Here is a 21,638-nt window from a genome sequence, read left to right on the forward strand (position 1 = left end):
GTTAACGGTGCCGATAAAGAGCTTGTGAGCCGAAGCATCTGTTTTTTGCCAATGTTTGTTTTATGCTCTCTTCAACAAACACGAAAACAGGAACCGCCCCGCATGATATTGGCTCGACTGAAATTCCGCCTTGTGATCGCCCTTGCGGCATCCGCCATGCTGATACCGGCGGCGGCCTTTGCCCAGTCGGGCGATGTCTGGCGAAAGGGGATTTCGACGGTCGGGGAACTGAAACATCCGGATGGTTTCGATCATTTTGACTATGTGAACACCAAGGCGCCGAAGGGCGGTGCGTTGCGCATGTCGACGACGGGAACCTTCGATACGCTCAATCCGCTGCTCGCCAAGGGCGAGGCGGCGACCGGCCTCTCCCTTGTTTTCGACACGTTGATGAAATCGACGGAGGAGGAACTGTCGGCCTCCTACGGGCTTCTGGCAGAGGGGGTCAGCTATCCCGACGATATTTCGAAAGCCACCTTCCGGCTGCGGGCGGAGGCCAAATGGGCGGATGGTAAACCGGTGACGCCGGAGGATGTCGTTTTCAGCTTCGAAAAAGCCAAAGACCTGAGCCCGCAGCTTGCCACCTATTATACCCACGTCACCAAGGCGGAAGTGAGCGGCGAGAGGGAGATCACCTTCACTTTCGATGAAAAGAACAATCGCGAACTGCCGCAGATCGTCGGGCAATTGCTGATCGTTCCCAAGCACTGGTGGGAAGCCGCCGGCCCGGACGGCAAGCCGCGTGATATCTCCCGTGGCACGCTGGAGCCGGTGATGGGCTCCGGCCCCTACAAGATCGCCTCGCTGTCTCCCGGTTCCACGATGACCTATGAGCGTCGCGATGATTATTGGGGCAAGGACGTCAATGTGAATGTCGGGATGAACAATTTCAAAACTATCACCTACAGCTTCTTTTCCGATCAGGATGTGGAATTTCAGGCCTTCAAATCCGGTACCGTCGATTTCCGGCAGGAAGCCTCATCCAGCCGCTGGGTCACGGGTTATGATTTCCCGGCCGTCAAGGAAGGCCGCGTCAAGAAAGAGGAACTGCCGAATATCTATCGCTCCGTCGGCATCATGCAGGCCTTCGTGCCGAATATGCGCCGCGAAAAGTTCCAGAACCCCAGCCTGCGCAAGGCACTCAATTACGCCTTCGATTTCGAGGAGCTGAACCGCACATTGGCTTACGGCCAGTTCCAGCGCATCAACAGCTTCTTCATGGGCAGCGAGCTCGCCTCTTCCGGCCTGCCGACCGGGCGAGAACTGGAACTCTTGCAGGAGTTGAAGGATCAGGTTCCGCCGGAAGTCTTCACCACCGAATACCGCAACCCGGTGGCAGGCGATCCCGCCAAGCAGCGCGACAATCTGCGCGAGGCGGTGAAGCTGATGAAGGAGGCCGGTTACGAGCTGCGTGGCAACCGCATGGTCAATGCGGCGACGGGGCAGCAGCTGGACATTGAATTCCTGATCGATTCCTCCGGCATGGAAAGAACCATCCTGCCCTATGTCCAGAACCTCAAGAAGATCGGCATCAATGCCACGATCCGTACGGTTGATGCCTCGCAATATACCAACCGCACCCGCAGCTTCGATTTTGATATCGCCGTCAAGCTCTGGGCGACATCGGCCAATCCCGGCAATGAACAGGCGGATTTCTGGGGCTCGGCTGCCGCCGATCGGCAGGGGTCCAATAACCTTGCCGGCATCAAGAACCCCGCCGTCGATGCGCTGGTCAGAAAGGTCATATTTGCGCCCAACCGGGATGAACAGGTGGCCGCGGCGCGGGCGCTCGACCGGGTGCTCCTGGCAAACAGCTACGTCATTCCGCAATTTTACCGCGGCGAGATGTTCCTCGCTTACTGGAACACGCTCACCCGCCCTGAAAACCTGCCCGAATATGGCATCGGTTTTCCGGATGCATGGTGGTCCAGCCAGGCCGCAAACTGACGCCGGCCTTGCTTTCGCGGCGAAGGCTTGATTCACATAGGGCGAAACGAATCGCTTGGAGCGCGCGGGCCGCGCTTTCATGAAAGGACCGGGTTTGACTGAAACGAAAACCGCTGATGTATCGGCCGGGAGCAGAGACTGATGGGCGCCTATATCCTCAGACGTCTGGCGCTGATGATCCCGACCATCATCGGCATCATGGGCATTTCGTTTCTCGTCATCCAGTTTGCGCCGGGCGGGCCGGTGGAGCAGGTCGTCGCGCAGCTGACGGGGCAGGGCGACAGCGCGTCCGACCGCCTTTCTGGCGGCGGCGATCTTATGGGCCAGTCCGGCGGCTTTGATGAAAGCGGCTCGAAATATCGCGGTGCGCAGGGTCTCGATCCGGAGCTGATCGCCAAGCTCGAAAAACAGTTCGGTTTCGACAAGCCGCCGCTCACCCGTTTTCTCGAAATGATGTGGAATTACATCCGCTTCGACTTCGGCGACAGCTTCTTCCGCAATTCCTCGGTCATCGATCTCATCATCGACAAGCTGCCGGTGTCGATGTCGCTTGGTTTCTGGATCCTGATCATCTCCTACATCATCTCCATTCCCCTCGGCATCAAGAAAGCCGTCTCCGATGGCTCGACTTTCGATGTCTGGACCTCCGGCATCATCATCATCGGTTATGCGGTGCCGAGCTTCCTGTTCGGTATCCTGCTCATCGTGCTTTTCGCCGGCGGATCGTTCTTCGACTGGTTCCCGCTGCGTGGTCTGGTATCGGATAATTTTGACCAGCTGAACTGGTGGCAGAAGATCATCGACTACTTCTGGCACCTGACACTGCCTTTGATCGCGCTGTCGCTCTCGGCCTTCGCAACGACGACGCTCCTGACGAAAAACTCCTTCATCGACGAGATCAAGAAGCAGTATGTCGTCACCGCCCGCGCCAAGGGTCTCACCGAACGCAAGGTTCTCTACGGCCATGTCTTCCGCAACGCGATGCTGATCGTGATTGCCGGTTTTCCGGGCGCCTTCATCTCGGCCTTCTTCACCGGCTCGCTGCTGATCGAGAACATCTTTTCGCTGGATGGTCTCGGCCGCCTCGGTTATCTTTCGGTCGTCAATCGTGATTACCCGATCGTGTTCGGCACGCTCTTCATCTTCTCGCTGATGGGCCTCGTTGTCGGCCTCATATCAGACCTCATCTATACATGGATCGATCCGCGCATCGATTTCGAGCGGAGGGACGTGTGATGACGCTTGCCCACACCGCCGCTGCCGAAACACTGGTAAAGCCGAAGCGCCCGTGGTTTTCGCCGACCACCAAACGCCGCTGGCAGAATTTCAAGGCGAACCGGCGCGGTTACTGGTCCTTCTGGCTGTTTCTGGTCCTGTTTTTCCTGAGCCTGATCGCGGAATTCATCGCCAATGACAAACCCATTCTCGCTTCCTACAAGGGTGAGATTCTGGTGCCGGTCATGGTCGATTATCCCGAGGAGAAATTCGGCGGCTTCCTTGCCCAGACCGATTACAAATCCTCCTTCATCCAGGACGAAATCAACGCCAATGGCTGGATGATCTGGCCACCGATCCGCTATTCCTACCAGACGGTCAATTCCAATATTCCGCATTCCGCGCCCACCGCGCCCTTCTGGCTGATGGATGAAAAAGACCGTTGCTCGGCTTACCCGCAGGGTAACGCCGACCCCGGCTGCACGCTTGGCAATCTCAACTGGCTCGGAACCGACAATCAGGCACGCGATGTCACGGCGCGGATGATCTATGGTTTCCGTATTTCCGTGCTGTTCGGCCTGACGCTGACTATCGCGTCGGCCCTGGTCGGCGTCACCGCCGGCGCCATTCAGGGTTATTTTGGCGGCTGGACGGATTTGCTTTTGCAGCGTTTCATCGAAATCTGGTCGTCCATGCCGGTGCTCTACATCCTGCTCATCATTGCGGCCATTCTTCCACCCGGTTTCTTCGTGCTACTCGGCATCATGCTGCTTTTCTCATGGGTCGGCTTTGTCGGCATCGTGCGTGCGGAATTCCTGCGCGCCAGAAACTTCGAATATGTCCGCGCTGCACGTGCACTCGGTGTCGGCAACTGGACGATCATGTTCCGGCATCTTCTGCCCAACGCCATGGTGGCAACGCTAACCTTCCTGCCGTTCATCCTTTCCGGTTCGATCACGACCCTCACCTCGCTCGATTTCCTCGGTTTCGGCATGCCGCCGGGATCGCCGTCGCTCGGCGAGATGATCGCGCAGGGCAAGAACAACCTTCAGGCCCCGTGGCTTGGCCTCACTGCGTTTTTCACCATGTCCATCATGCTTTCACTGTTGATTTTCGTCGGTGAAGCGGTGCGCGACGCCTTCGATCCACGCAAGACGTTCCGGTGATCGCCATGACGGAAAAAACCATCCAGCCACTTCTCTCCGTCCGTGACCTTTCGGTCGCCTTCCATCAGGGTGGCGCGACCAGCGTTGCCGTCGATCACGTGTCCTTCGACCTGATGCCGGGCGAAGTCGTTGCCCTCGTTGGCGAATCCGGCTCCGGCAAATCCGTGACCGCGAACTCCATTCTCAAATTGCTGCCCTATCCGGCGGCAAGCCACCCTTCCGGGAAAATCCTGTTTGACGGCAAGGATATGCTGACCCTGCCGGAACGGGCGTTGCGCGCGGTGCGGGGCAACGACATCACCATGATTTTCCAGGAGCCGATGACCTCGCTCAATCCGCTCCACACCATCGAGCGGCAGATCGGCGAGATTCTCGAGCTGCACCAGGCGATCACCGGGGCTGAGGCGCGGGCGCGCACGCTGGAACTGTTGCTGCAGGTCGGTATCCGCGAGCCGGAAAAGCGCCTGAAGGCCTATCCGCATGAATTGTCCGGTGGCCAGCGGCAACGCGTGATGATCGCCATGGCGCTTGCCAACCGGCCGAAACTGCTGATCGCCGATGAGCCGACCACGGCGCTCGACGTGACAGTACAGGCGCAGATCCTCGAGCTTCTGAGTGATCTGAAGACCAAGCACGGCATGTCCATGCTGTTCATTACCCACGACCTCGGCATCGTCCGCAAATTTGCCGATCGCGTCTGTGTCATGACCAAGGGCAAGATCGTCGAGACCGGCACCGTGGAGCAGGTGTTTACCGATCCGCAGCACGCCTATACGCGCCATCTCCTTGCAGCCGAACCCAAAGGCGAGCCGCCGCATTCCGATGCTAGCAAACCGGTGGTCATGCAGGGCGACGACATCAAGGTCTGGTTCCCGATCAAGGCCGGACTGATGCGCCGGGTGGTCGACCATGTGAAGGCGGTGGACGGCATCGATATTACCCTGCGCGCCGGCCAGACGGTGGGCGTGGTGGGCGAATCCGGTTCGGGCAAGACCACGCTTGGTCTGGCGCTCTCCCGGCTGATCGCATCCAAGGGGCGCATCAGCTTCATCGGCCAGTCGATCGATCATTATTCCTATGAGATGATGAAGCCGCTCAGGAACCGGTTGCAGGTGGTGTTTCAGGATCCCTATGGGTCGCTCAGCCCGCGCATGTCTGTGGGTGAAATCGTCGCCGAGGGCCTGAAGGTGCACGAGCGGGCCCTGTCCGCCGATGAGCGCGATACGCGTGTCGCCACCGCGCTGGAAGAGGTCGGCCTCGATCCGGCCACCCGCTGGCGGTATCCGCATGAATTTTCCGGCGGTCAGCGCCAGCGCATCGCAATCGCCCGCGCCATGGTGCTTAAACCGCGTTTCGTCATGCTGGACGAGCCTACATCGGCACTCGACATGAGCGTGCAGGCGCAGGTCGTCGATCTGCTGCGCGATCTCCAGGCCAAGCACGAACTTGCCTACCTCTTCATCAGCCACGATCTTAAGGTGGTGAAAGCGCTTGCCAATGACCTGATCGTCATGCGCCACGGCAAGGTGGTGGAGAGCGGCCCGGCGGCGGAGATTTTCGCCAATCCGCAGGAGGATTATACCAGGGCATTGCTGGCGGCGGCCTTCAATATCGAGGCTGTCGAAACCAAAGCGGTGAGCCAGTAGGCGCATCGCTGTTTCTATTAAGGTGATGATTTTTCTGTTGCTTTGCGAAAAATGCCGACCCATGTTGCGAGAGACGTGATGCGGAAACGGATTGATTGCCATGGCAGCGGATGTGATTGTTCTGGGAGCGGGGATCATCGGGGTCTCGGTCGCCCTGCAACTGGCCCGAAGGGGAAAATCGGTGGTGTTGGTCGATCGGCGCGGACCGGGCGAGGAGACCTCCTTCGGTAATGCCGGGCTGATCCAGAGAGAAGGTGTCGTACCTTACGCCTTTCCGCAGGATCTGGCGCTGCTGCTACGTTATTCCCTGAATAACAGCATCGATGCCCGTTATCATCTCTCGGCTCTGCCGAAGATCGCGCCTTTTCTTGGCCGCTACTGGTATAATTCCGCAGCCACGCGCCATGCGGCGATTGCCCATGCCTATGCGCCGCTGATCGAACATTCCGTCTCTGAACACAGCATTTTGATCGATGAGGCGAAGGCTGGCGATCTGATCGTGAAGAATGGCTGGATGGAGGCTTACAGGACAGCCGCAAGGCGGGATGCCGACTATGCCTTCGCCGAGCGTCTGGCGCGTGACCACGGCATTTCCCACACGAAACTCGATGCTGATGAGCTTGCTTCCGTCGAACCGCATCTCAGCCGGGATTTCGTCGGCGGCCTGAAATGGAACGACCCCTGGTCGGTGCTCGATCCGCACGCGCTGACGCTCGCCTATCTCAGACTGTTTGAGAGCTACGGCGGAACCTTTGTCCGGGGAGATGCGTCGACGCTTAGCCAGACGGTAAGTGGCTGGACGGTGCGTACCGAAACCGGTGCAGTAGAGGCCGAGCATGCCGTCGTGGCGCTTGGCCCATGGGCCGATACTGTGACAGAAAGGCTTGGCTATCGCTTCCCGCTCGGGGTGAAACGCGGCTACCACATGCATTATGCGCCGCAGGAAGGGACAAAGCTCAACAACTGGCTGATCGATGCCGAGCGCGGTTATTTTCTGGCACCGATGCGCAAGGGCATCCGTCTGACGACGGGTGCTGAATTTGCCGAACGCGATGCGCCGAAATCCCCCGTGCAGATTGAGCGGGCGGAACGGGTGGCCCGTACCGTCTTTCCCCTTGGCGGCCGGCTGGATGCGGAGCCGTGGATGGGCGCACGCCCCTGCACGCCTGACATGATGCCGATTATCGGCAGGGCACCGCGCCACAGGACCTTGTGGTTTGCCTTCGGCCACGCTCATCACGGCCTCACACTTGGGCCGATCACCGGTCGAGTGCTGGCGGAAACCATGGCCGGCGAAACGCCTGTTATCGCCATCGACGCCTATCGCCCGGAAAGGTTCAATCCCTGATGGCCGAATCCGCTGGCCTTCCTGCGGCGGGCCACGTAACATAGGCTTATCAAAGGGGAAAAGGGGCAAACGTCATCATGGTGGCGAGGTTTCTCATCTATCAGCAACAGGATGATTTTCGTTAGCGAAGCGCTTCCGCGCGCGAAACAGAAGAGAAACGGCCTGCTGGTGCATGATGGATGATATTGAAAAAGCAAAGAAATTTTTCGCCGATAACCCCGATATCGAAATTCTCGAAGCCTTCGTCATAGACGCGAACGGCGTTCCGCGCGGCAAATGGATTCCACGTGAGAGGGCGATCGACGTTCTCGAAAAGGGAATGGCCATTCCCCGCTCCGTTTATGCGCTGGATATCTGGGGTCGGGATGTGCACGCCGCAGGCCTTGCCGAAGGCACGGGCGATCCCGACGGTTTTTGTTTCCCTGTTCCCGGTACACTGTCGCGTGTGACATGGCTTGGCCGTCCAACAGCGCAGGTTCTGCTGGCGATGAGAAACCCGGATGGAACCGGCTTTTATGGCGATCCGCGCCATGTTCTCTCGCAGGTTCTCAGCGCCTATAAAAAGGCCGGCCTCACGCCGGTCGTGGCGACCGAACTTGAATTTTACCTGATCGATCCGGTCCGCTCCGCACTGGATCCCGTGCGCCCGCCGCACAGCCGCGAGGGGCGCTGGCACACGGGCCAGACCCAGGTCCTGTCGATCTCCGAATTGCAGGATTTCGAGGATGTCTTCCACGACATCGCCACAGCCTGCCGGGCACAGGGCGTGCTTGCCGATACGACACTACGCGAAAACGGGCCGGGGCAATATGAGATCAACCTCAACCATGTGCCGGACGCCTTGCAGGCCGCCGATTTCGCGGTCTTCCTGAAACGCATCGTCAAGGGTGTAGCGCGGCGGCATGAACTCGACGCCACCTTCATGGCCAAGCCTTACGGCTTGCAGGCGGGCAATGGCATGCATGTGCATTTTTCCGTTCTCGATAAGGACGGCAGGAACATCTATGCAGGCGAAAACGGCCCGTCGGATGCGCTGATGCATTCGGTTGGTGGCCTGTTGGAAAACATGGGGGAAAGCATGGCGATCTTCGCCCCCCATGCCAATTCCTACCGCCGTCTGACGCCGAGCGAACATGCGCCCACCTACGCCTCATGGGGCATCGACAACCGCTCGGCGGCGGTGCGCGTCATCGTTGCCAGCAAGGCCGCGACGCGCATCGAACATCGCGTGGCCGGTGCCGATACCAACCCCTATCTGGTTGTGGCGATGATTCTGAGTGCCGCACTTGCCGGCATGAAGGAAAAGCGCCAGCCGGGCGGCGCGATCGCCGGTGACAGCCATGCGATCAATCACGAACCGCTGCCCACCAACTGGGATTACGCCCTGCAGCGCTTCACGCGCTCGAGCTTTGCCTATGCGACGCTCGGCCAGAAGTACCGCACCTTGTTTTCCGCCTGCAAACAGCAGGAGCTTTCCGAATTTTCCCTGCGCGTAACCGACGTCGAATATGACGCCTATATCAGGACGGTGTGAGAAATGGCTGAGGTAACGACGATCCCCAATCCGGGCCATACATCCTCATGGTATGCGGCCTCCGCCAATGTCAAATCCGTGCGACCAACGCTCGAAGGCGCGCTGGAAGCCGATGTCTGCATCATCGGCGGCGGTTTCACCGGAATTTCCGCAGCACTTGAACTCAGTGAACGCGGTTATGCCGTCATCGTACTGGAAGGCGTGCGTGTCGGCTTCGGCGCCTCGGGCCGCAATGGCGGCCAGATCGTCAATGGCTATAGCCGTGATCTCGAAACCATCGCTGGCCGTTATGGGCATGACAAGGCGGTAAAGCTCGGGGCAATGTCGCTGGAAGGTGGCGCAATTATCCGTGAGCGCATCGCCAAATATGACATCGACTGTGATCTCGTCGATGGTGGCTTCTTCGCCGCCTTTACGCCGAAACAGATCCGCGAGATGGAAGCTCACAAGGCCCATTGGGAAAAGCACGGCCATGGCGGGCTGGAAATGGTCTCCAGGGCGGATGTCGGCACTTATGTAAAGTCCGACCGTTATGCCGGTGGCATGATCGACCGCCTCGGCGGCCACATCCACCCGCTCAATCTGGTGCAGGGCGAGGCGGCGGCGGCCGAAAGCCTCGGTGCGCGGATTTATGAGAATTCACGGGTCATCTCGGTAGAACAGGGTCCAAACCCCGTGGTGCGCACGGCGACGGGCAGCGTGAAGGCGAAATATGTGCTCGTCTGCGGTAATGCCTATCTCGGCACATTGCTGCCGGAAATCGGTGAGCGGATGATGCCGGTCTCAAGTCAGGTCATGGCGACGGAACCGCTCGATGCTGATCTGATCGAGGCGCTTTTGCCCGCGGATTATTGCGTCGAGGATGCCAATTACATTCTCGATTATTACCGCCGGACCTCGGATAACCGCCTGCTTTACGGCGGCGGCATCGGTTATGGCGGCAGCGACCCGGCCGACCTCACCGGCGTTATCCGCCCGAACATGCTGAAGACCTTTCCGCAACTGGAAAAGACCAGGATCGACTTCGCCTGGAGCGGCAATTTCGCGCTGACGCTGACACGCATCCCGCATATGGGCAGGCTTTCGGACAATATCTATTTTTCGCATGGCGACAGCGGTCATGGCGTCACGACCACACATCTGCTCGGCAAGATACTGGGCGAGGCCGTTGCCGGCCACGCCGAACGTTTCGATGTCTGGAGTTCGCTGCCGAACTATCCGTTCCCCGGCGGCAAGACGTTCCGCGTGCCGCTGACCGTGCTTGGCGCCTGGTGGTACGGCATGCGGGACAGGCTCGGCTTTTAGAGCATTTCCCGTAAAAGCCTGAAGCGGTTTCGCCTCCGGAAATGAAATGAAACAGGGAGTTAGAACGTCACTGTTTTAAGGCCGGAAAGCGCATTTTTCACGATTTCTTCCGGTGTGGTGTCGATGCTGACGGTGACGACGCCCGGTTCGCCGGTCGGCACTTCCAGCGTGGCAAGCTGGGTCTGAAGCAGCGAGAGCGGCATGAAATGGCCCTTGCGTTCACCCATGCGCCGGCTGAGAAGCTCCAGGCTGCCATCCAGATAAACGAAAGCAAGCGGGCTGCCAGTGGCCGTGCGAAGCCGGTCACGGTAGATTTTCTTGAGTGCCGAGCAGGAGACGACGACACCGTTGCCTTCGCTGCCCTTGCGCAGTTCCGCGCCGATCAGGTCCAGCCAGGGCCAGCGATCTTCGTCCGTCAGTGGAATGCCCTCGGACATTTTATCGACATTGGCTTTCGGGTGAAGCTTGTCGCCTTCAATAAAGGCGATGCCCAGTTTTTCCGCAAGCTCCTCTGCGACCGTGGACTTGCCAGAGCCGCTCACTCCCATCACGACGATTGCCTGTGTCACCCGAACCTCTGATGTTTCTGTTTCGACGGTCAGCCCCTAACATGTGCGGCAGGTATCGGGAATATAAAAATGCGGCGCCAGCCCGTGTCAGTGCCCGGTTTTGCGGGCGGCGGTTCTTTCCAGCGCGGAAAAGGCAGAGTGGATCAGAATTGCCAGTGCGGCGACGATCAAGCCGCCCTGCAGGATGAAGGCGAGATTGTTGGATTGCAGGCCGGCGATGATCACTTCACCAAGCGTGCGTGCCGCTACCGTGGAGCCGATGGTGGCTGTTGAAAGGCTGATGACTGCCGATAACCGTATACCTGCAAGAATGGCGGGCAGGGCAAGCGGCAGTTCCACTTTGACAAGCCGCTGCCAGCCGGTCATGCCACTGCCTCTGGCGGCATCCATCACCGTGGCGGGCAGGGTGGTAAGCCCCGTCAGCGTATTTTCGAACACCGGCAGCAATGCGTATAAAAACAGTGCAATAAGCGTCGGTTTCTCCCCGAAACCGATCATCGGCACCGCAAGCGCCAGTACCGCCACGGGCGGGAAGGTCTGGCCGATATTGACGATGCTGCGCGACAGCGGCAGGAGATCCGTCCCGAAAGGCCGGGTGACGATAACTGCAAGCGCGCCCGCTACCAGCGTGGCCAGCCCCGTGGCGATCGCCACGGTGGTCAGATGCGAGAGAGTGAGGGAGAGCAGATTGGCCTGCGTGTAGATCGCCGGTGCATTGGCCTGCACAAGAGGGCGGAATATCGGCGCGAAGATTTGCGGCGCCGCAAGAAAGACGATCAGCGCCAGCACCAGAAAGCCGATTGCAAGGAAAGAGGCCGCGTTTTTCATGAGGCTCCGGCAGCACGCTGGAGGAGAACGTCCCGCCGCACCCGGCCGGCGAGCTGGCCGTCATCTTTGACGACCGGCAGGACATCGCAGCCCGCCCATAACATCGCTGACAGGGCATCGCGCTGGCTTGTATGTTCGGTGAGCGGTTCACCCTCGGCGCTTCCCGGCTCCACGATGTCAGCAATCGAGAGAACCGACAGCAGTTTCAGCGCGCGCTCGTTTTCGCCGATCATGGTGCGTACGAAATCGGTTGCCGGTTTCAGCACCAGTTCGGCCGGCGGGCAATCCTGCACGATGCGGCCCTTGTCCATCACCGCAATGCGATCCGCCAGATGAAAGGCCTCGTCCATATCATGCGTGACGAGAACGATGGTAACGCCGAGCTTTTTTTGAATATCGAGAAGATCGTTCTGCGCCTTGGCGCGGATCACCGGGTCGAGCGCGCCGAAGGGTTCATCCATCAGCAAGATATTAGGCTCTGCGGCGAGCGCCCGCGCCACGCCGACACGCTGCTGCTGGCCGCCGGAAAGCTCATGCGGAAAACGATCCGCATAAAGCGCGGGATCAAGCTGGAAGAGGTGCATCAACGCATCGATTTTCGCCTCGATACGCTTGCGGTCCCAGCCGACCAACTGCGGAACGGTGGCGATATTCTCCGCCACCGTCCTGTGCGGAAACAGGCCATGGCCCTGAATGGCATAGCCGATCTGTCGGCGCAGTTTGTAACCCGGCATCGTGCTGACATCCTCACCGTCGATCCGGATCGTGCCGGAGGTCGGTTCCACCAGCCGGTTTATCATCCGCAGCAGCGTGGTTTTCCCCGATCCTGACGTGCCGACGATGACGGTGACGGTGCGCGGTGCGACAGTCAGCGACACCTGATCCACAACAGCCGCATCGCCATATCGTTTTGTGATGGTGTCGATCTCGATCATGCCTGTTGCCTTCCGCCTGTGCTGAAGAGATTGCTGTCGATGAGGGCGTCTAGCGTGATCGCGGCGGCAAAACCGAGGAGAACGGTCGGCACGGTGCCAAGCAGTACGAGGTCCATCGCCGTCTGCCCGATGCCCTGAAACACGAAAACGCCGAAACCGCCGCCGCCGATCAGCGCGGCGATGGTCGCCAGCCCGATATTCTGCACCAGCACGATACGGATGCCGGTGAGGATGACCGGCATGGCCAGCGGAAATTCCACCCGCGACAGCCTTTGCACCGGTGTCATGCCAAGCCCGCGCGCCGCTTCCCGGACCGCCTGCGAGACGCCGGAAAGACCGACAACCGTATTGGAAACAACCGGCAGCAGCGAATAGAGAAACAGCGCCACGAATGCGGGCGCCATGCCGATGCCGGCAATGCCGATCTTTGCCGCGCCCGGCACAGTGGCGGCGATCCATCCGAGCGGCGCGATCAGAAGGCCAAAAAGGGCGATGGACGGGATGGTCTGGATGATGTTGAGGCTGTTCAGCAGGCCGGCACGCAACCGCTCGACCTTGTAACAGAGTATCCCCAGCGGAATACCCACGACGGTCGCCGCGATCAGCGAACCGATGGCCAGCTCCACATGCCGCAGGGCCTCGGTCCAGAATATATCCGCCCGGCCGTCATATTCCTTGATGATGGAGAGGTCATTCCAGAGGCCGCTGGTCAAGACCGCTGCGAGGGCAGCGATGGCTAGCAGCAGCAGAAAAATACGCATGGCGGGCTTCGGCTGGAGACGCGCAATGCAGTCCGTCGCAAGCAATGACAGCCCGGCAAACATCAGCCAGAACCCGCTGGCAGGCGAAACGCGGGCAAAACTGTTACCCTCCGGTATCAGGGCGGAGGCGGCCTGTCCGACGAAGATTGCCAGTGCCGCCAGCCCCCCCATCGCCGCCGCCAGTTTTAGCCGCGCCGGGAAGCGAAAGAAGGCGATGAAGGCGGCAATCAGAATAATGGCGACAAGCAAGGCTGCGGCCATTGCGGGAAGGGCTTCGAAAATCGTTCGTGCTTCACCCTGAACAATCCGATTGGCGCGGAATATCATGAAGGGCGAGGCGGAGAGTGCGTAGAGCAGCAGGCACGAAATCAGCACACCCACCTTGTCAGGCCATTTCGTCAATTGCGCTCCCCCTGGACGCCAAGCTGGGGCGGGATGTTGAAAACCGCACCTGCTTTTCACCATCCTGCATCATTGTCTCATAGGTGATTATTTGACGAAACCGTTCTTTGTCAGGAAGTCGAGTGCCACGGTCTTGGCCTGTTCGCCACCCACCTGTACGCGGGCATTCAGATCCTGCAGCGTCGCCAGATCAAGTTTTTCGAACACGGGTTTCAACAGTTCCTCGATATTGGGGTTCTTTTTCAGAACCTCTTCGCGAATGACCGGCGCAGGCTGATAGACCGGCTGCACATGTTTGTCGTCTTCCAGCACGACAAGCCCCGAAGGCGCGATGCCGCCATCTGTGCCGTAAACCATGGCGGCATTGGCATTGTTGGTCTGATTGGCGGCAGCTGCGATCGTGGCCGCCGTGTCACCGCCGGACAGCGTGATCAGCTGCTCCGGTTTCAGGGTAAAACCATAGGTCGTCTGAAACGCCGGCAAGGCGGCGGCGGAATTGACGAATTCGGAGGATGCGGCAAGAACCACCTCACCGCCATCGGCGACATATTTACCGAAGTCCGAAAGCGACTTCAGATTGTTCTTGTCGGCAACATCCTTGCGTAACGCGATAGCCCAGGTGTTGTTTGCCGGGGATGGCGTCAGCCAGACGATCTTGTTGGCGTCGTAATCTAGCGTTTTCGCTTCTTCATAGCCCTTGGCGGCATCTTTCCAGAGCGGATCATCGGCCTTGGAGAAAAAGAAGGCGGCGTTGCCGGTATATTCCGGGTAGATATCGATTTCGCCCGCCGTAATCGCTTTCCTCACCACCGGGGTGGCGCCAAGCTGGATGCGGTCCGTCGTCTCGATATTATTCTTGTTCAGCACGGCGAGGATGATGTTGCCGAGAACGCCGCCCTCCGTGTCGATCTTCGACGACACAACCACCTGCGCCTGAGCGATGGAAACAGAAAAGGCAAGCGCAAGTCCGGCGCCCGTCAACGTCATCAAGCGGTTCATGAATGGTCCTCCGGTGGGTCAGCCTGCTGAACAGGCGAGAGATCGCCGCCGCAGTTGCGGCTGAATATCAACGGGTGGGAGGAAAAATGGTTGCACGCCAGTCAGATTTTTAGCGACGGCTGGGTTTCGTCAGGTCTCGCCGTTCGGCTTGCGGGCGTCCTTGCCCATGACGAGCGGCATGAGGACGGAGAGGAAAAGAAGCCTTATGACATGATGGGAGCCGACATAGGCAGTATCGGCATGCATCATCACCGCCATGGCCGCCATGGTTTCGAGACCACCCGGCGCATAGGCGATCATCACGGCATTGAGCGGAACGCCGGTGACGCTGGAAATCATCCAGGCAATGCTGCCGGCGATCACCATCACGGCGATGGTGACGACAAAGCCGGCCAGAAAACCCTTGCGCACTTCCATCAGGGATACGTTGGAAAAACGCGTGCCAATGAGACAGCCGATCAATACATAGACCGGCAGGCTGAGCCAGGTGGGAACGCCACCCTCTGTGAGGCCGGTAATATGGGTGCCGATGGAAATTGCCACGCCGCCAAGCAGCAGGGCTGCCGGAAATCTCCAGCGCAGGAAAAGCCAGCCGGTCAGAAGCGATGCAGCGATGGTTAGCGCCAGGGTTAGCAGGCCCATTGGCGGGTTGGTTATCAGCGGTTCGGTGCTGACCAGATCGAAATATTCAACGATCAGCGGTACGGAAAGCGTCAGCGCCAGTACCCTGACGCTCTGCACGATGCTGACGGTCGCAAGATCGCTTTTCGTTTCCGCCCCAAGGCTGATGATATAGCTGAGGTGGCCGGGGGAAGCGCCCAGCATTGCCGTCGTCCGGTCGTATCCGAAACCGTAATGCAGGATCCAATAGGCGACATAGAGCATGATGACGACGGCGACGAGCACAATGACGAAGCTCAGCGGCCATGTCTTTGCCGCATCGATGACCGAGGGCGTTACGCTCGTTCCCATCGATATGCCGACGACGACGAAACAGGCATTGCGGATGAAGGCCGGAATTCCAAGCTTGACGCCCGCCAGTCCCGTGATCGTTACGGCAACCGCCGGCCCGGAAAGGAAGGGGGCGGGGACATGCAGCAGGCTGGCGAGCAGCGCGCCCATGCTGCCGACAAGGGCGGTAAGCGCAAATGTATGGAATTCAGGCTTGATGATCATTGCGACGCTGATTGGTTGCTTGAAAAAGCTCGTGACCAAATGCGCCGCTTCGTCAGGCGGCGTCAACCTGCATCGCCAAAAATATTGTATTTCATGAGTATTTTATAAAAGAAAAACCCGCAACCTGTGGGCGCGGGCTTTGGCTTTTGCTGTTCTGGTATCCGCGTGATCAGGCGGCGGGAAGGGTCATGGCCTTCGGCATTTCCGTATCGATCCCGAGCAGGAAGTTGATCTGCGGGCGCGCCTTGACCAGATCGTCGATCGAATATTCCGCAAGAACATCAAAGAAGGCATTGAGCGCCTTGCGCAGCGCCGAGTTCAAGCCGCAGCTGTCCACAAGCGGACACTCAACGGCACCGTCCTCGAAGCATTCTGCCATGGCAAAGCTGTCTTCGGTCACGCGCACCACGTCGAACAGGCTGATCTTTTCGGCAGGCTTGCCAAGCCGCACGCCGCCATTGCGGCCACGCACGGTTTCTACGAGGCCCGCCTTGTTGAGCGGCTGCAGGATTTTGAAAAGGAACAGCTCAGATACGCCGTAAGCCCTGGCGATCTCCGGAATGCGGCTCAGCTTGCCTTCATTCGCAGCGCAATACATCAACATGCGAACGGCATAGTTGGTCTGTTTGGTCAAACGCATGCTGGTCTCCTAACTCTCAATGTGGAGTTATATAGTCTCTTTTTCAGTTTAGAACAATTCCAGAAACCGAAAAAACTGGCGGCCATTCGATATTTCTCGAACAGCCTTGTTGACCGCTTCAATGATTCATGAACAAACAAGTCAAGAATCTGAATGTAATGGAGGCATTCGTAATGGCAAGCTTGAAATCGTATTTTTCCGCTGCCGTTTTTTCAGGGCTGACGATCCTTTCCGGCGCGCCCGCGGCTTTTGCGGAAGGCGAGGTGAATGTCTATTCCTATCGCCAGCCCGAGCTGATCCAGCCGCTGCTCGATGCCTTCACGAAAGAAACGGGCATAGAAGCCAACGTTCTTTTCCTCGACAAGGGGCTGGTGGAGCGCATTCAGGCCGAGGGCGTCAACTCGCCCGCCGATCTGCTGCTGACAGTTGATATCGCCCGTCTCGTTGAGGCGAAGGAAGGCGGCGTCACGCAGCCGGTTCTGAACGATCCAGTGATCGAGAAGGACATCCCCGCCAATCTGCGCGATCCGCAGGGCGAGTGGTTCGGCCTGACGACGCGCGGCCGGGTGGTCTATGCCTCGAAGGAGCGGGTAACCCAGAAGGACATTACCTATGAGGAGCTTGCCGACCCGAAATGGAAGGGCAAGATCTGCATTCGTGATGGCCAGCATTCCTACAATATTGCCCTGATCGCCTCGATGATCGCTCATCATGGCGTCGATTACACCCGCACATGGCTGACCGGTCTGAAGAACAATCTTGCCCGCAAGCCGGATGGGACCGACCGCAGCCAGGCGAAATCGATCTTTTCCGGCGAATGTGACATCGCGCTCGGCAATACCTATTATGTCGGCCTGATGCTGACCAATGACCAGGAACCGGAAGAAAAAGTGTGGGCGGGATCGGTGCGGGTGATCTTCCCCAATGCCGGCGACCGCGGCACGCATGTGAATATTTCCGGCATGGCACTGACGAAATATGCGCCCAACAAGGACAATGCGCTGAAGCTGATGGAATTCCTTGCGTCCCGCGAGGCGCAGGAAATCTACGCCAAGCAGGTCTTTGAATATCCGGTACTGCCGGGTGCCGAGCCGTCCGATGTCGTCAAGGGTTTCGGGCCCATCAATCCGGATAAGCTACCGTTGACGGATATTGCCGCTCATCGCAAGCAGGCGTCCGAACTGGTGGACGAAGTGGGTTTCAACGACGGTCCGACCAACTGACGCCGTTCTCAAGGCTTGCAACTCGAGTGCCGGGATTATCGGCGGGTCAGTTGCCCGCCGGTTTGTTATCGAGTGAAGCGTTGTAATCGAGGATTGCTTTACGCCTTTCTGGTGTTCCCGGATGGGTGGAGACGATGCTGGTGCCGCCCTTGTCGCCGAGCTTTTCCTCAAGCAACGCGAAGAAACGCTCGATGGCGGTGGGGTCGAGTCCAGCCTTGCGCATCAGTACCACGGAGCGCTCGTCCGCCTGCCGCTCGGCATCGCGCGAATGCGATAGCGCCAGAAGACCGCCGCCCTGGGTGAGAATATCTTCCATGGCCGAACCGACATCACCGGCAATCAGCATGACGAGACCGGCGACACCGGCGGCGCGATAAAGCTGTCGCAGGCTGTGCTCATATTCCACATGGCCGATTTCATGCGCGAGAACGCCGGTGATCATCTGCCTGTCGTCACCTGCCAGCTCCACAAGCTCATCCGTCAGTACCAGCGTTCCATCCGGCAGCGCGAAGGCATTGGGGCCGATGTAACCGCCCTTGCGGAAATTCAGCTTGTAGTCCTCAGGCGAACCTTCCGCATGGGCGGCGATCCGGGCAAATTCCGCGCTGATGGCATCCTGCTCCTCCTGCGGTAGTTCGCTTGCGGAGAAGACTGTCTGGTCGAAGGCCTGCATGGTACTGGCCGACATGATCTGCGGAACGATCGGCGGGGTGACAGCGACCGCCAGTTCGACGAGCGCGGGAAGCGCCAGCTTGTAGGTGCCATAGGCCAGAAGAATGGCTGCCGCGGTGATGCCGATCAATCGCGGACGGAACTGTTCCAGCCAGTGCACGACGCCGGTACGTCTGTCGATGTGCGCGTGCAGCAATCTGTCCACGCCGTCATTGTCACGTGTTTCGAACAGCGAACCATCGGGAAAATGCAACTCCCGGGGAATGGCGCCGACCCGGTGGCTGATCTCGACCGTTTTTATCTCGGCTTGGGTTCTGACATGGTTGTCCTTCGCGTCGAGCACGAGAAGGACCGTGCCGCCAAACTTCAGCCTGGCGGCGCTGGAAAGGCTGGAGCGAGCGGCATGCCACTCGCCCGAAACGGTTTCTCCGATATCAGAAACCAAATTCGAAGCCTTCCATATCCATATATTCGGCGCTGACGGCGGCACCCGTTGCTTCCATCGAAGAAAGGACCTCGCCCACATCGCCGTTGAAGCGGATCGCCGTGCGTTCCACGGTATAACGCGCCTCGCGCACCGCTGCCCATGGCCGCATCAGGCCGAGTGTGAAAACGGTGACGACAAGGTTGGAGATGACGATCCAGAGGTAGCGCCCGCGATGCAGGTCGCTGTGCAGGTCGTGCTTTCCATCCAGCAGCATGGACGAAATAACGACGTTGCGAACGCCCGTGCGATAAACGACGCCCGCGAGGCCATAAACCAGAAATGCGCCGAAAAGGCCGACATAGAGGGAGGCAAGCGCGGTAACCATGGCGGCCGTCTCGTCTTCGAGGATAGCGCTATTGGCCGCAAAGGCGGCAATGCCGAAGAAACCGACCACGATGCTGCCGATCACCACCATGATCGCAGGAATGATCCAGACCTGGTAAAGCGCGCTGATCTTCGGGTCGGCACTGAAAGGCCGGTCACCGTAACGCAGGTTGCTGAAAATGTAGCGGTTTGCCCAGCGGCTGGACAGTGGTGCCAGAATGCCGAAGGAGAAAAGCGCGACGAGGCTGCCGAGCAGAATGGAGACGAAGGCGCCTCCCGCAGTGCCGACGAAATCGAAACGGACATTGCGATAGCTCGTCACCCGCGCATTGAAACGAATGCTGCGCGTGATGAGCCAGGGAAAGAAGATCATCAGCAGGATCGCCGGCACGAAGACCAGAAACGGATGGATGAGGCCAACAAGCTGCGAGACGACGATGAATGCAAATGCAATCAGCCGACCCTTGAAGATTTGCCCGCCGGTGGCGTGATAACCGAAAGCGCGGCCGGCCAGCACGGTGTTGCCATTGAAATAACGCTTGCGGCGCACCTTTGCCCAGGCGGAATAGATGCCGATCGTGACGATCGTCAGCAGAATATTGACGATCCAGATGCCAAAATATTCCTTGGCATTTCCACTGAACGAGCCACGTTCGAGCGCGCGCTGATCCGCGCTGACTGAGATTTCACTCATAATAGTCCCTCATGACATGCCCCTCTCCGGGCAGATTGAGTTTGCAGGCTTCCCCGTAATCGTCGATTGGCAGCGTCCCCACGCCGCAACGGCTCTCTTACGCGATAACAGCTTTAAGTGGAATTATTTTGACGAAAGAAACTTGATTTTTTTAGTAATCTTTTTAATCAAAAAAGCCCCGCTGTTTTTGCAGCGGGGCTTTTTGTTTTGGTTGCCGGTTTTTCGGCTTATTTCATCGTCGGCATGACGAATTCGGCACCCGACTTGATGCCGGATGGCCAGCGCGAGGTGATCGTCTTGGTCTTGGTCCAGAACTTGATCGAATCCGTGCCGTGCTGGTTAAGGTCACCGAAGCTCGAGGCCTTCCAGCCGCCGAATGAGTGGTAGGCAAGCGGAACCGGGATCGGAACGTTGACGCCGATCATGCCGATGTTGATGCGGCTTGCGAAGTCGCGTGCTGCATCGCCGTCACGGGTGTAGATCGCGACGCCGTTGCCGTACTCATGCTTCATCGGCAGTTCCAGCGCATCTTCGTAGTTCTTGGCGCGAACGACCGACAGAACCGGTCCGAAGATTTCCGTCTTGTAGATGTCCATGTCAGGCGTGACGTGGTCGAACAGGCAGCCGCCGACAAAATAACCGTCCTCGTAACCCTGCAGCTTGAAATCGCGGCCATCGACCAGCAGTTTTGCGCCCTGCTCAACACCGCTGTCGATCAGACCCTTGACGCGTGTCTGGGCTTCCTTGGTGACGAGCGGGCCCATATCGGCCTTGTCATCGGTATAGGGGCCGATTCTCAGGCTTTCGATCTGCGGGATGAGCTTTTCCACGAGCCGATTGGCCGTTTCTTCGCCAACCGGAACCGCAACGGAAACAGCCATGCAACGCTCGCCGGCCGAACCGTAACCCGCACCCATCAGTGCATTTACCGCCTGATCGAGATCGGCATCCGGCATGATGATCATGTGGTTCTTCGCGCCGCCGAAGCACTGCGCACGCTTGCCGTTCATGGCGGCAGTGCCGTAGACGTAGCGGGCGATCGGCGTCGAGCCAACGAAGGAAACAGCGCCGATATCGGGATCGGTCAGGATGGCGTCGACGGCGCCCTTGTCACCATTGACGACATTGAGGATACCGGCCGGAAGACCGGCTTCGATCATGAGTTCAGCAAGGCGGATCGGCAGCGACGGATCGCGCTCGGAAGGCTTGAGGATGAAGGCGTTGCCGCAGGCGATCGCCGGCGCGAACATCCACATCGGGATCATGCCGGGGAAGTTGAACGGCGTGATGCCGGCACCGATGCCGACCGGCTGGCGGATCGAATACATGTCGATGGCCGGGCCAGCGCCCTCGGTGAACTCACCCTTCTGCAGATGCGGAATGCCGCAGACGAATTCGCAGACTTCGAGGCCGCGGATGATATCACCCTTGGAATCCTCAACAGTCTTACCGTGCTCGCTGGAAAGCAGCACTGCCAGCTCGTTGAGGTCGCGGTTCAGAAGTTCGACGAATTTGAAAAAGACGCGGGCGCGGCGCTGCGGGTTGGTGGCAGCCCATTTCGGCTGTGCCGCCTTGGCGCTTTCAACGGCGGCGCGCAGTTCGGCGTCGCTCGCAAGCGCAACGGTTGCCTGCACTTCGCCGGTCGCCGGGTTATAGACATTCGATGTGCGGCCGCTGGTGCCCTGCACATGCTTGCCGTTAATGAAATGACCGATTTCCTTCATGGGTAATCCTCCGCGATTTTTTGATGGGTGCAGCATTGCACTT

Annotated in this window: 18 protein-coding genes; 8 read left to right on the forward strand and 10 right to left on the reverse strand. The window is 59.0% G+C overall.

The window, feature by feature from the left end:
* Positions 1–102: 102 nt before the first annotated feature.
* The 7 genes from EXN68_RS10710 (at position 103) to EXN68_RS10740 (ending at position 10,161) form a co-directional block, all read left to right on the forward strand.
* Positions 103–1,947 (forward strand): extracellular solute-binding protein, encoded by a 1,845-nt coding sequence (locus tag EXN68_RS10710; protein ID WP_142840806.1) that lies wholly within the window; start codon positions 103–105, stop codon positions 1,945–1,947.
* 141 nt (positions 1,948–2,088) lie between these two features.
* Positions 2,089–3,183, forward strand: coding sequence for a microcin C ABC transporter permease YejB (locus tag EXN68_RS10715; protein ID WP_046799187.1), 1,095 nt, complete (start codon positions 2,089–2,091; stop codon positions 3,181–3,183).
* Positions 3,183–4,328 (forward strand): ABC transporter permease, encoded by a 1,146-nt coding sequence (locus EXN68_RS10720; RefSeq protein ID WP_142840807.1) that lies wholly within the window; start codon positions 3,183–3,185, stop codon positions 4,326–4,328. The genes EXN68_RS10715 and EXN68_RS10720 overlap by 1 nt, the downstream gene beginning before the upstream one ends.
* Positions 4,329–4,333: 5 nt before the next feature.
* Complete coding sequence (locus tag EXN68_RS10725) at positions 4,334–5,974, forward strand: ABC transporter ATP-binding protein (RefSeq protein ID WP_142840808.1); 1,641 nt, start codon at positions 4,334–4,336, stop codon at positions 5,972–5,974.
* A 100-nt stretch (positions 5,975–6,074) separates the two neighbouring features.
* Positions 6,075–7,322, forward strand: a complete 1,248-nt coding sequence (locus EXN68_RS10730) for an NAD(P)/FAD-dependent oxidoreductase (RefSeq protein WP_142840809.1) — start codon at positions 6,075–6,077, stop codon at positions 7,320–7,322.
* 172 nt (positions 7,323–7,494) lie between these two features.
* Positions 7,495–8,856, forward strand: a complete 1,362-nt coding sequence (locus EXN68_RS10735) for a glutamine synthetase family protein (protein ID WP_161991293.1) — start codon at positions 7,495–7,497, stop codon at positions 8,854–8,856.
* A gap of 3 nt (positions 8,857–8,859) precedes the next feature.
* Complete coding sequence (locus EXN68_RS10740) at positions 8,860–10,161, forward strand: NAD(P)/FAD-dependent oxidoreductase (protein ID WP_142840810.1); 1,302 nt, start codon at positions 8,860–8,862, stop codon at positions 10,159–10,161.
* Between the two features lie 59 nt (positions 10,162–10,220).
* On the opposite strand, the gene EXN68_RS10745 is transcribed toward EXN68_RS10740, so the two are convergent.
* The 7 genes from EXN68_RS10745 to rirA all read right to left on the reverse strand — a co-directional run bounded on the left by EXN68_RS10745 (position 10,221) and on the right by rirA (position 16,471).
* Complete coding sequence (locus EXN68_RS10745; protein WP_161991325.1) at positions 10,221–10,709, reverse strand: gluconokinase; 489 nt, start codon at positions 10,707–10,709, stop codon at positions 10,221–10,223.
* 108 nt (positions 10,710–10,817) lie between these two features.
* Entirely contained in the window at positions 10,818–11,558 is a 741-nt protein-coding gene (locus tag EXN68_RS10750; RefSeq protein ID WP_142840811.1) for an ABC transporter permease, read from the reverse strand.
* A complete protein-coding gene (locus EXN68_RS10755) occupies positions 11,555–12,493 on the reverse strand; it encodes an ABC transporter ATP-binding protein (protein ID WP_142840812.1) in 939 nt (312 codons plus the stop codon). The genes EXN68_RS10750 and EXN68_RS10755 overlap by 4 nt, the downstream gene beginning before the upstream one ends.
* A complete protein-coding gene (locus EXN68_RS10760; RefSeq protein WP_161991294.1) occupies positions 12,490–13,656 on the reverse strand; it encodes an ABC transporter permease in 1,167 nt (388 codons plus the stop codon). Before EXN68_RS10760 ends, EXN68_RS10755 begins: the two co-directional genes overlap by 4 nt.
* An 87-nt stretch (positions 13,657–13,743) precedes the next feature.
* Positions 13,744–14,655 (reverse strand): glycine betaine ABC transporter substrate-binding protein OsmF, encoded by a 912-nt coding sequence (osmF, locus tag EXN68_RS10765; RefSeq protein ID WP_142840813.1) that lies wholly within the window; start codon positions 14,653–14,655, stop codon positions 13,744–13,746.
* A 129-nt stretch (positions 14,656–14,784) separates the two neighbouring features.
* Positions 14,785–15,831 (reverse strand): AbrB family transcriptional regulator, encoded by a 1,047-nt coding sequence (locus EXN68_RS10770; RefSeq protein WP_142840814.1) that lies wholly within the window; start codon positions 15,829–15,831, stop codon positions 14,785–14,787.
* A 169-nt stretch (positions 15,832–16,000) separates the two neighbouring features.
* Positions 16,001–16,471, reverse strand: a complete 471-nt coding sequence (rirA, locus tag EXN68_RS10775) for an iron-responsive transcriptional regulator RirA (protein ID WP_142840815.1) — start codon at positions 16,469–16,471, stop codon at positions 16,001–16,003.
* A gap of 173 nt (positions 16,472–16,644) precedes the next feature.
* Between rirA and EXN68_RS10780 the strand changes: the two genes are divergently transcribed.
* Positions 16,645–17,694 carry a Fe(3+) ABC transporter substrate-binding protein gene (locus tag EXN68_RS10780; RefSeq protein WP_237681389.1) on the forward strand — a complete coding sequence of 350 codons (1,050 nt, stop codon included), beginning with the start codon at positions 16,645–16,647 and terminating at the stop codon, positions 17,692–17,694.
* 46 nt (positions 17,695–17,740) lie between these two features.
* Here EXN68_RS10780 and EXN68_RS10785 read toward each other — a convergent pair whose 3' ends face one another.
* The 3 genes from EXN68_RS10785 to EXN68_RS10795 form a co-directional block, all read right to left on the reverse strand.
* Entirely contained in the window at positions 17,741–18,811 is a 1,071-nt protein-coding gene (locus EXN68_RS10785) for a M48 family metallopeptidase (protein WP_142840817.1), read from the reverse strand.
* Complete coding sequence (locus EXN68_RS10790; RefSeq protein ID WP_142840818.1) at positions 18,801–19,871, reverse strand: YjgN family protein; 1,071 nt, start codon at positions 19,869–19,871, stop codon at positions 18,801–18,803. The genes EXN68_RS10785 and EXN68_RS10790 overlap by 11 nt, the downstream gene beginning before the upstream one ends.
* Before the next feature lie 227 nt (positions 19,872–20,098).
* Positions 20,099–21,595, reverse strand: coding sequence for a CoA-acylating methylmalonate-semialdehyde dehydrogenase (locus EXN68_RS10795; RefSeq protein ID WP_142840819.1), 1,497 nt, complete (start codon positions 21,593–21,595; stop codon positions 20,099–20,101).
* Positions 21,596–21,638: the final 43 nt, after the last annotated feature.

Source organism: Martinezella rhizogenes, from assembly GCF_007002745.1.
Taxonomy (GTDB): domain Bacteria; phylum Pseudomonadota; class Alphaproteobacteria; order Rhizobiales; family Rhizobiaceae; genus Agrobacterium; species Agrobacterium cucumeris.

What these genes read in the sequence shown, in the direction of transcription:
- EXN68_RS10795 (WP_142840819.1), bottom strand. Translation starts at nt 21,595, where the DNA reads ATGAAGGAAATCGGTCATTTCATTAACGGCAAGCATGTGCAGGGCACC.
- EXN68_RS10710 (WP_142840806.1), top strand. Translation starts at nt 103, where the DNA reads ATGATATTGGCTCGACTGAAATTCCGCCTTGTGATCGCCCTTGCGGCA.
- EXN68_RS10720 (WP_142840807.1), top strand. Translation starts at nt 3,183, where the DNA reads ATGACGCTTGCCCACACCGCCGCTGCCGAAACACTGGTAAAGCCGAAG.
- EXN68_RS10740 (WP_142840810.1), top strand. Translation starts at nt 8,860, where the DNA reads ATGGCTGAGGTAACGACGATCCCCAATCCGGGCCATACATCCTCATGG.
- EXN68_RS10730 (WP_142840809.1), top strand. Translation starts at nt 6,075, where the DNA reads ATGGCAGCGGATGTGATTGTTCTGGGAGCGGGGATCATCGGGGTCTCG.
- EXN68_RS10745 (WP_161991325.1), bottom strand. Translation starts at nt 10,709, where the DNA reads ATGGGAGTGAGCGGCTCTGGCAAGTCCACGGTCGCAGAGGAGCTTGCG.
- rirA (WP_142840815.1), bottom strand. Translation starts at nt 16,471, where the DNA reads ATGCGTTTGACCAAACAGACCAACTATGCCGTTCGCATGTTGATGTAT.
- EXN68_RS10735 (WP_161991293.1), top strand. Translation starts at nt 7,495, where the DNA reads ATGATGGATGATATTGAAAAAGCAAAGAAATTTTTCGCCGATAACCCC.
- EXN68_RS10770 (WP_142840814.1), bottom strand. Translation starts at nt 15,831, where the DNA reads ATGATCATCAAGCCTGAATTCCATACATTTGCGCTTACCGCCCTTGTC.
- EXN68_RS10750 (WP_142840811.1), bottom strand. Translation starts at nt 11,558, where the DNA reads ATGAAAAACGCGGCCTCTTTCCTTGCAATCGGCTTTCTGGTGCTGGCG.
- EXN68_RS10725 (WP_142840808.1), top strand. Translation starts at nt 4,334, where the DNA reads ATGACGGAAAAAACCATCCAGCCACTTCTCTCCGTCCGTGACCTTTCG.
- EXN68_RS10780 (WP_237681389.1), top strand. Translation starts at nt 16,645, where the DNA reads ATGGCAAGCTTGAAATCGTATTTTTCCGCTGCCGTTTTTTCAGGGCTG.
- EXN68_RS10715 (WP_046799187.1), top strand. Translation starts at nt 2,089, where the DNA reads ATGGGCGCCTATATCCTCAGACGTCTGGCGCTGATGATCCCGACCATC.
- EXN68_RS10755 (WP_142840812.1), bottom strand. Translation starts at nt 12,493, where the DNA reads ATGATCGAGATCGACACCATCACAAAACGATATGGCGATGCGGCTGTT.
- EXN68_RS10790 (WP_142840818.1), bottom strand. Translation starts at nt 19,871, where the DNA reads ATGAGTGAAATCTCAGTCAGCGCGGATCAGCGCGCGCTCGAACGTGGC.
- osmF (WP_142840813.1), bottom strand. Translation starts at nt 14,655, where the DNA reads ATGAACCGCTTGATGACGTTGACGGGCGCCGGACTTGCGCTTGCCTTT.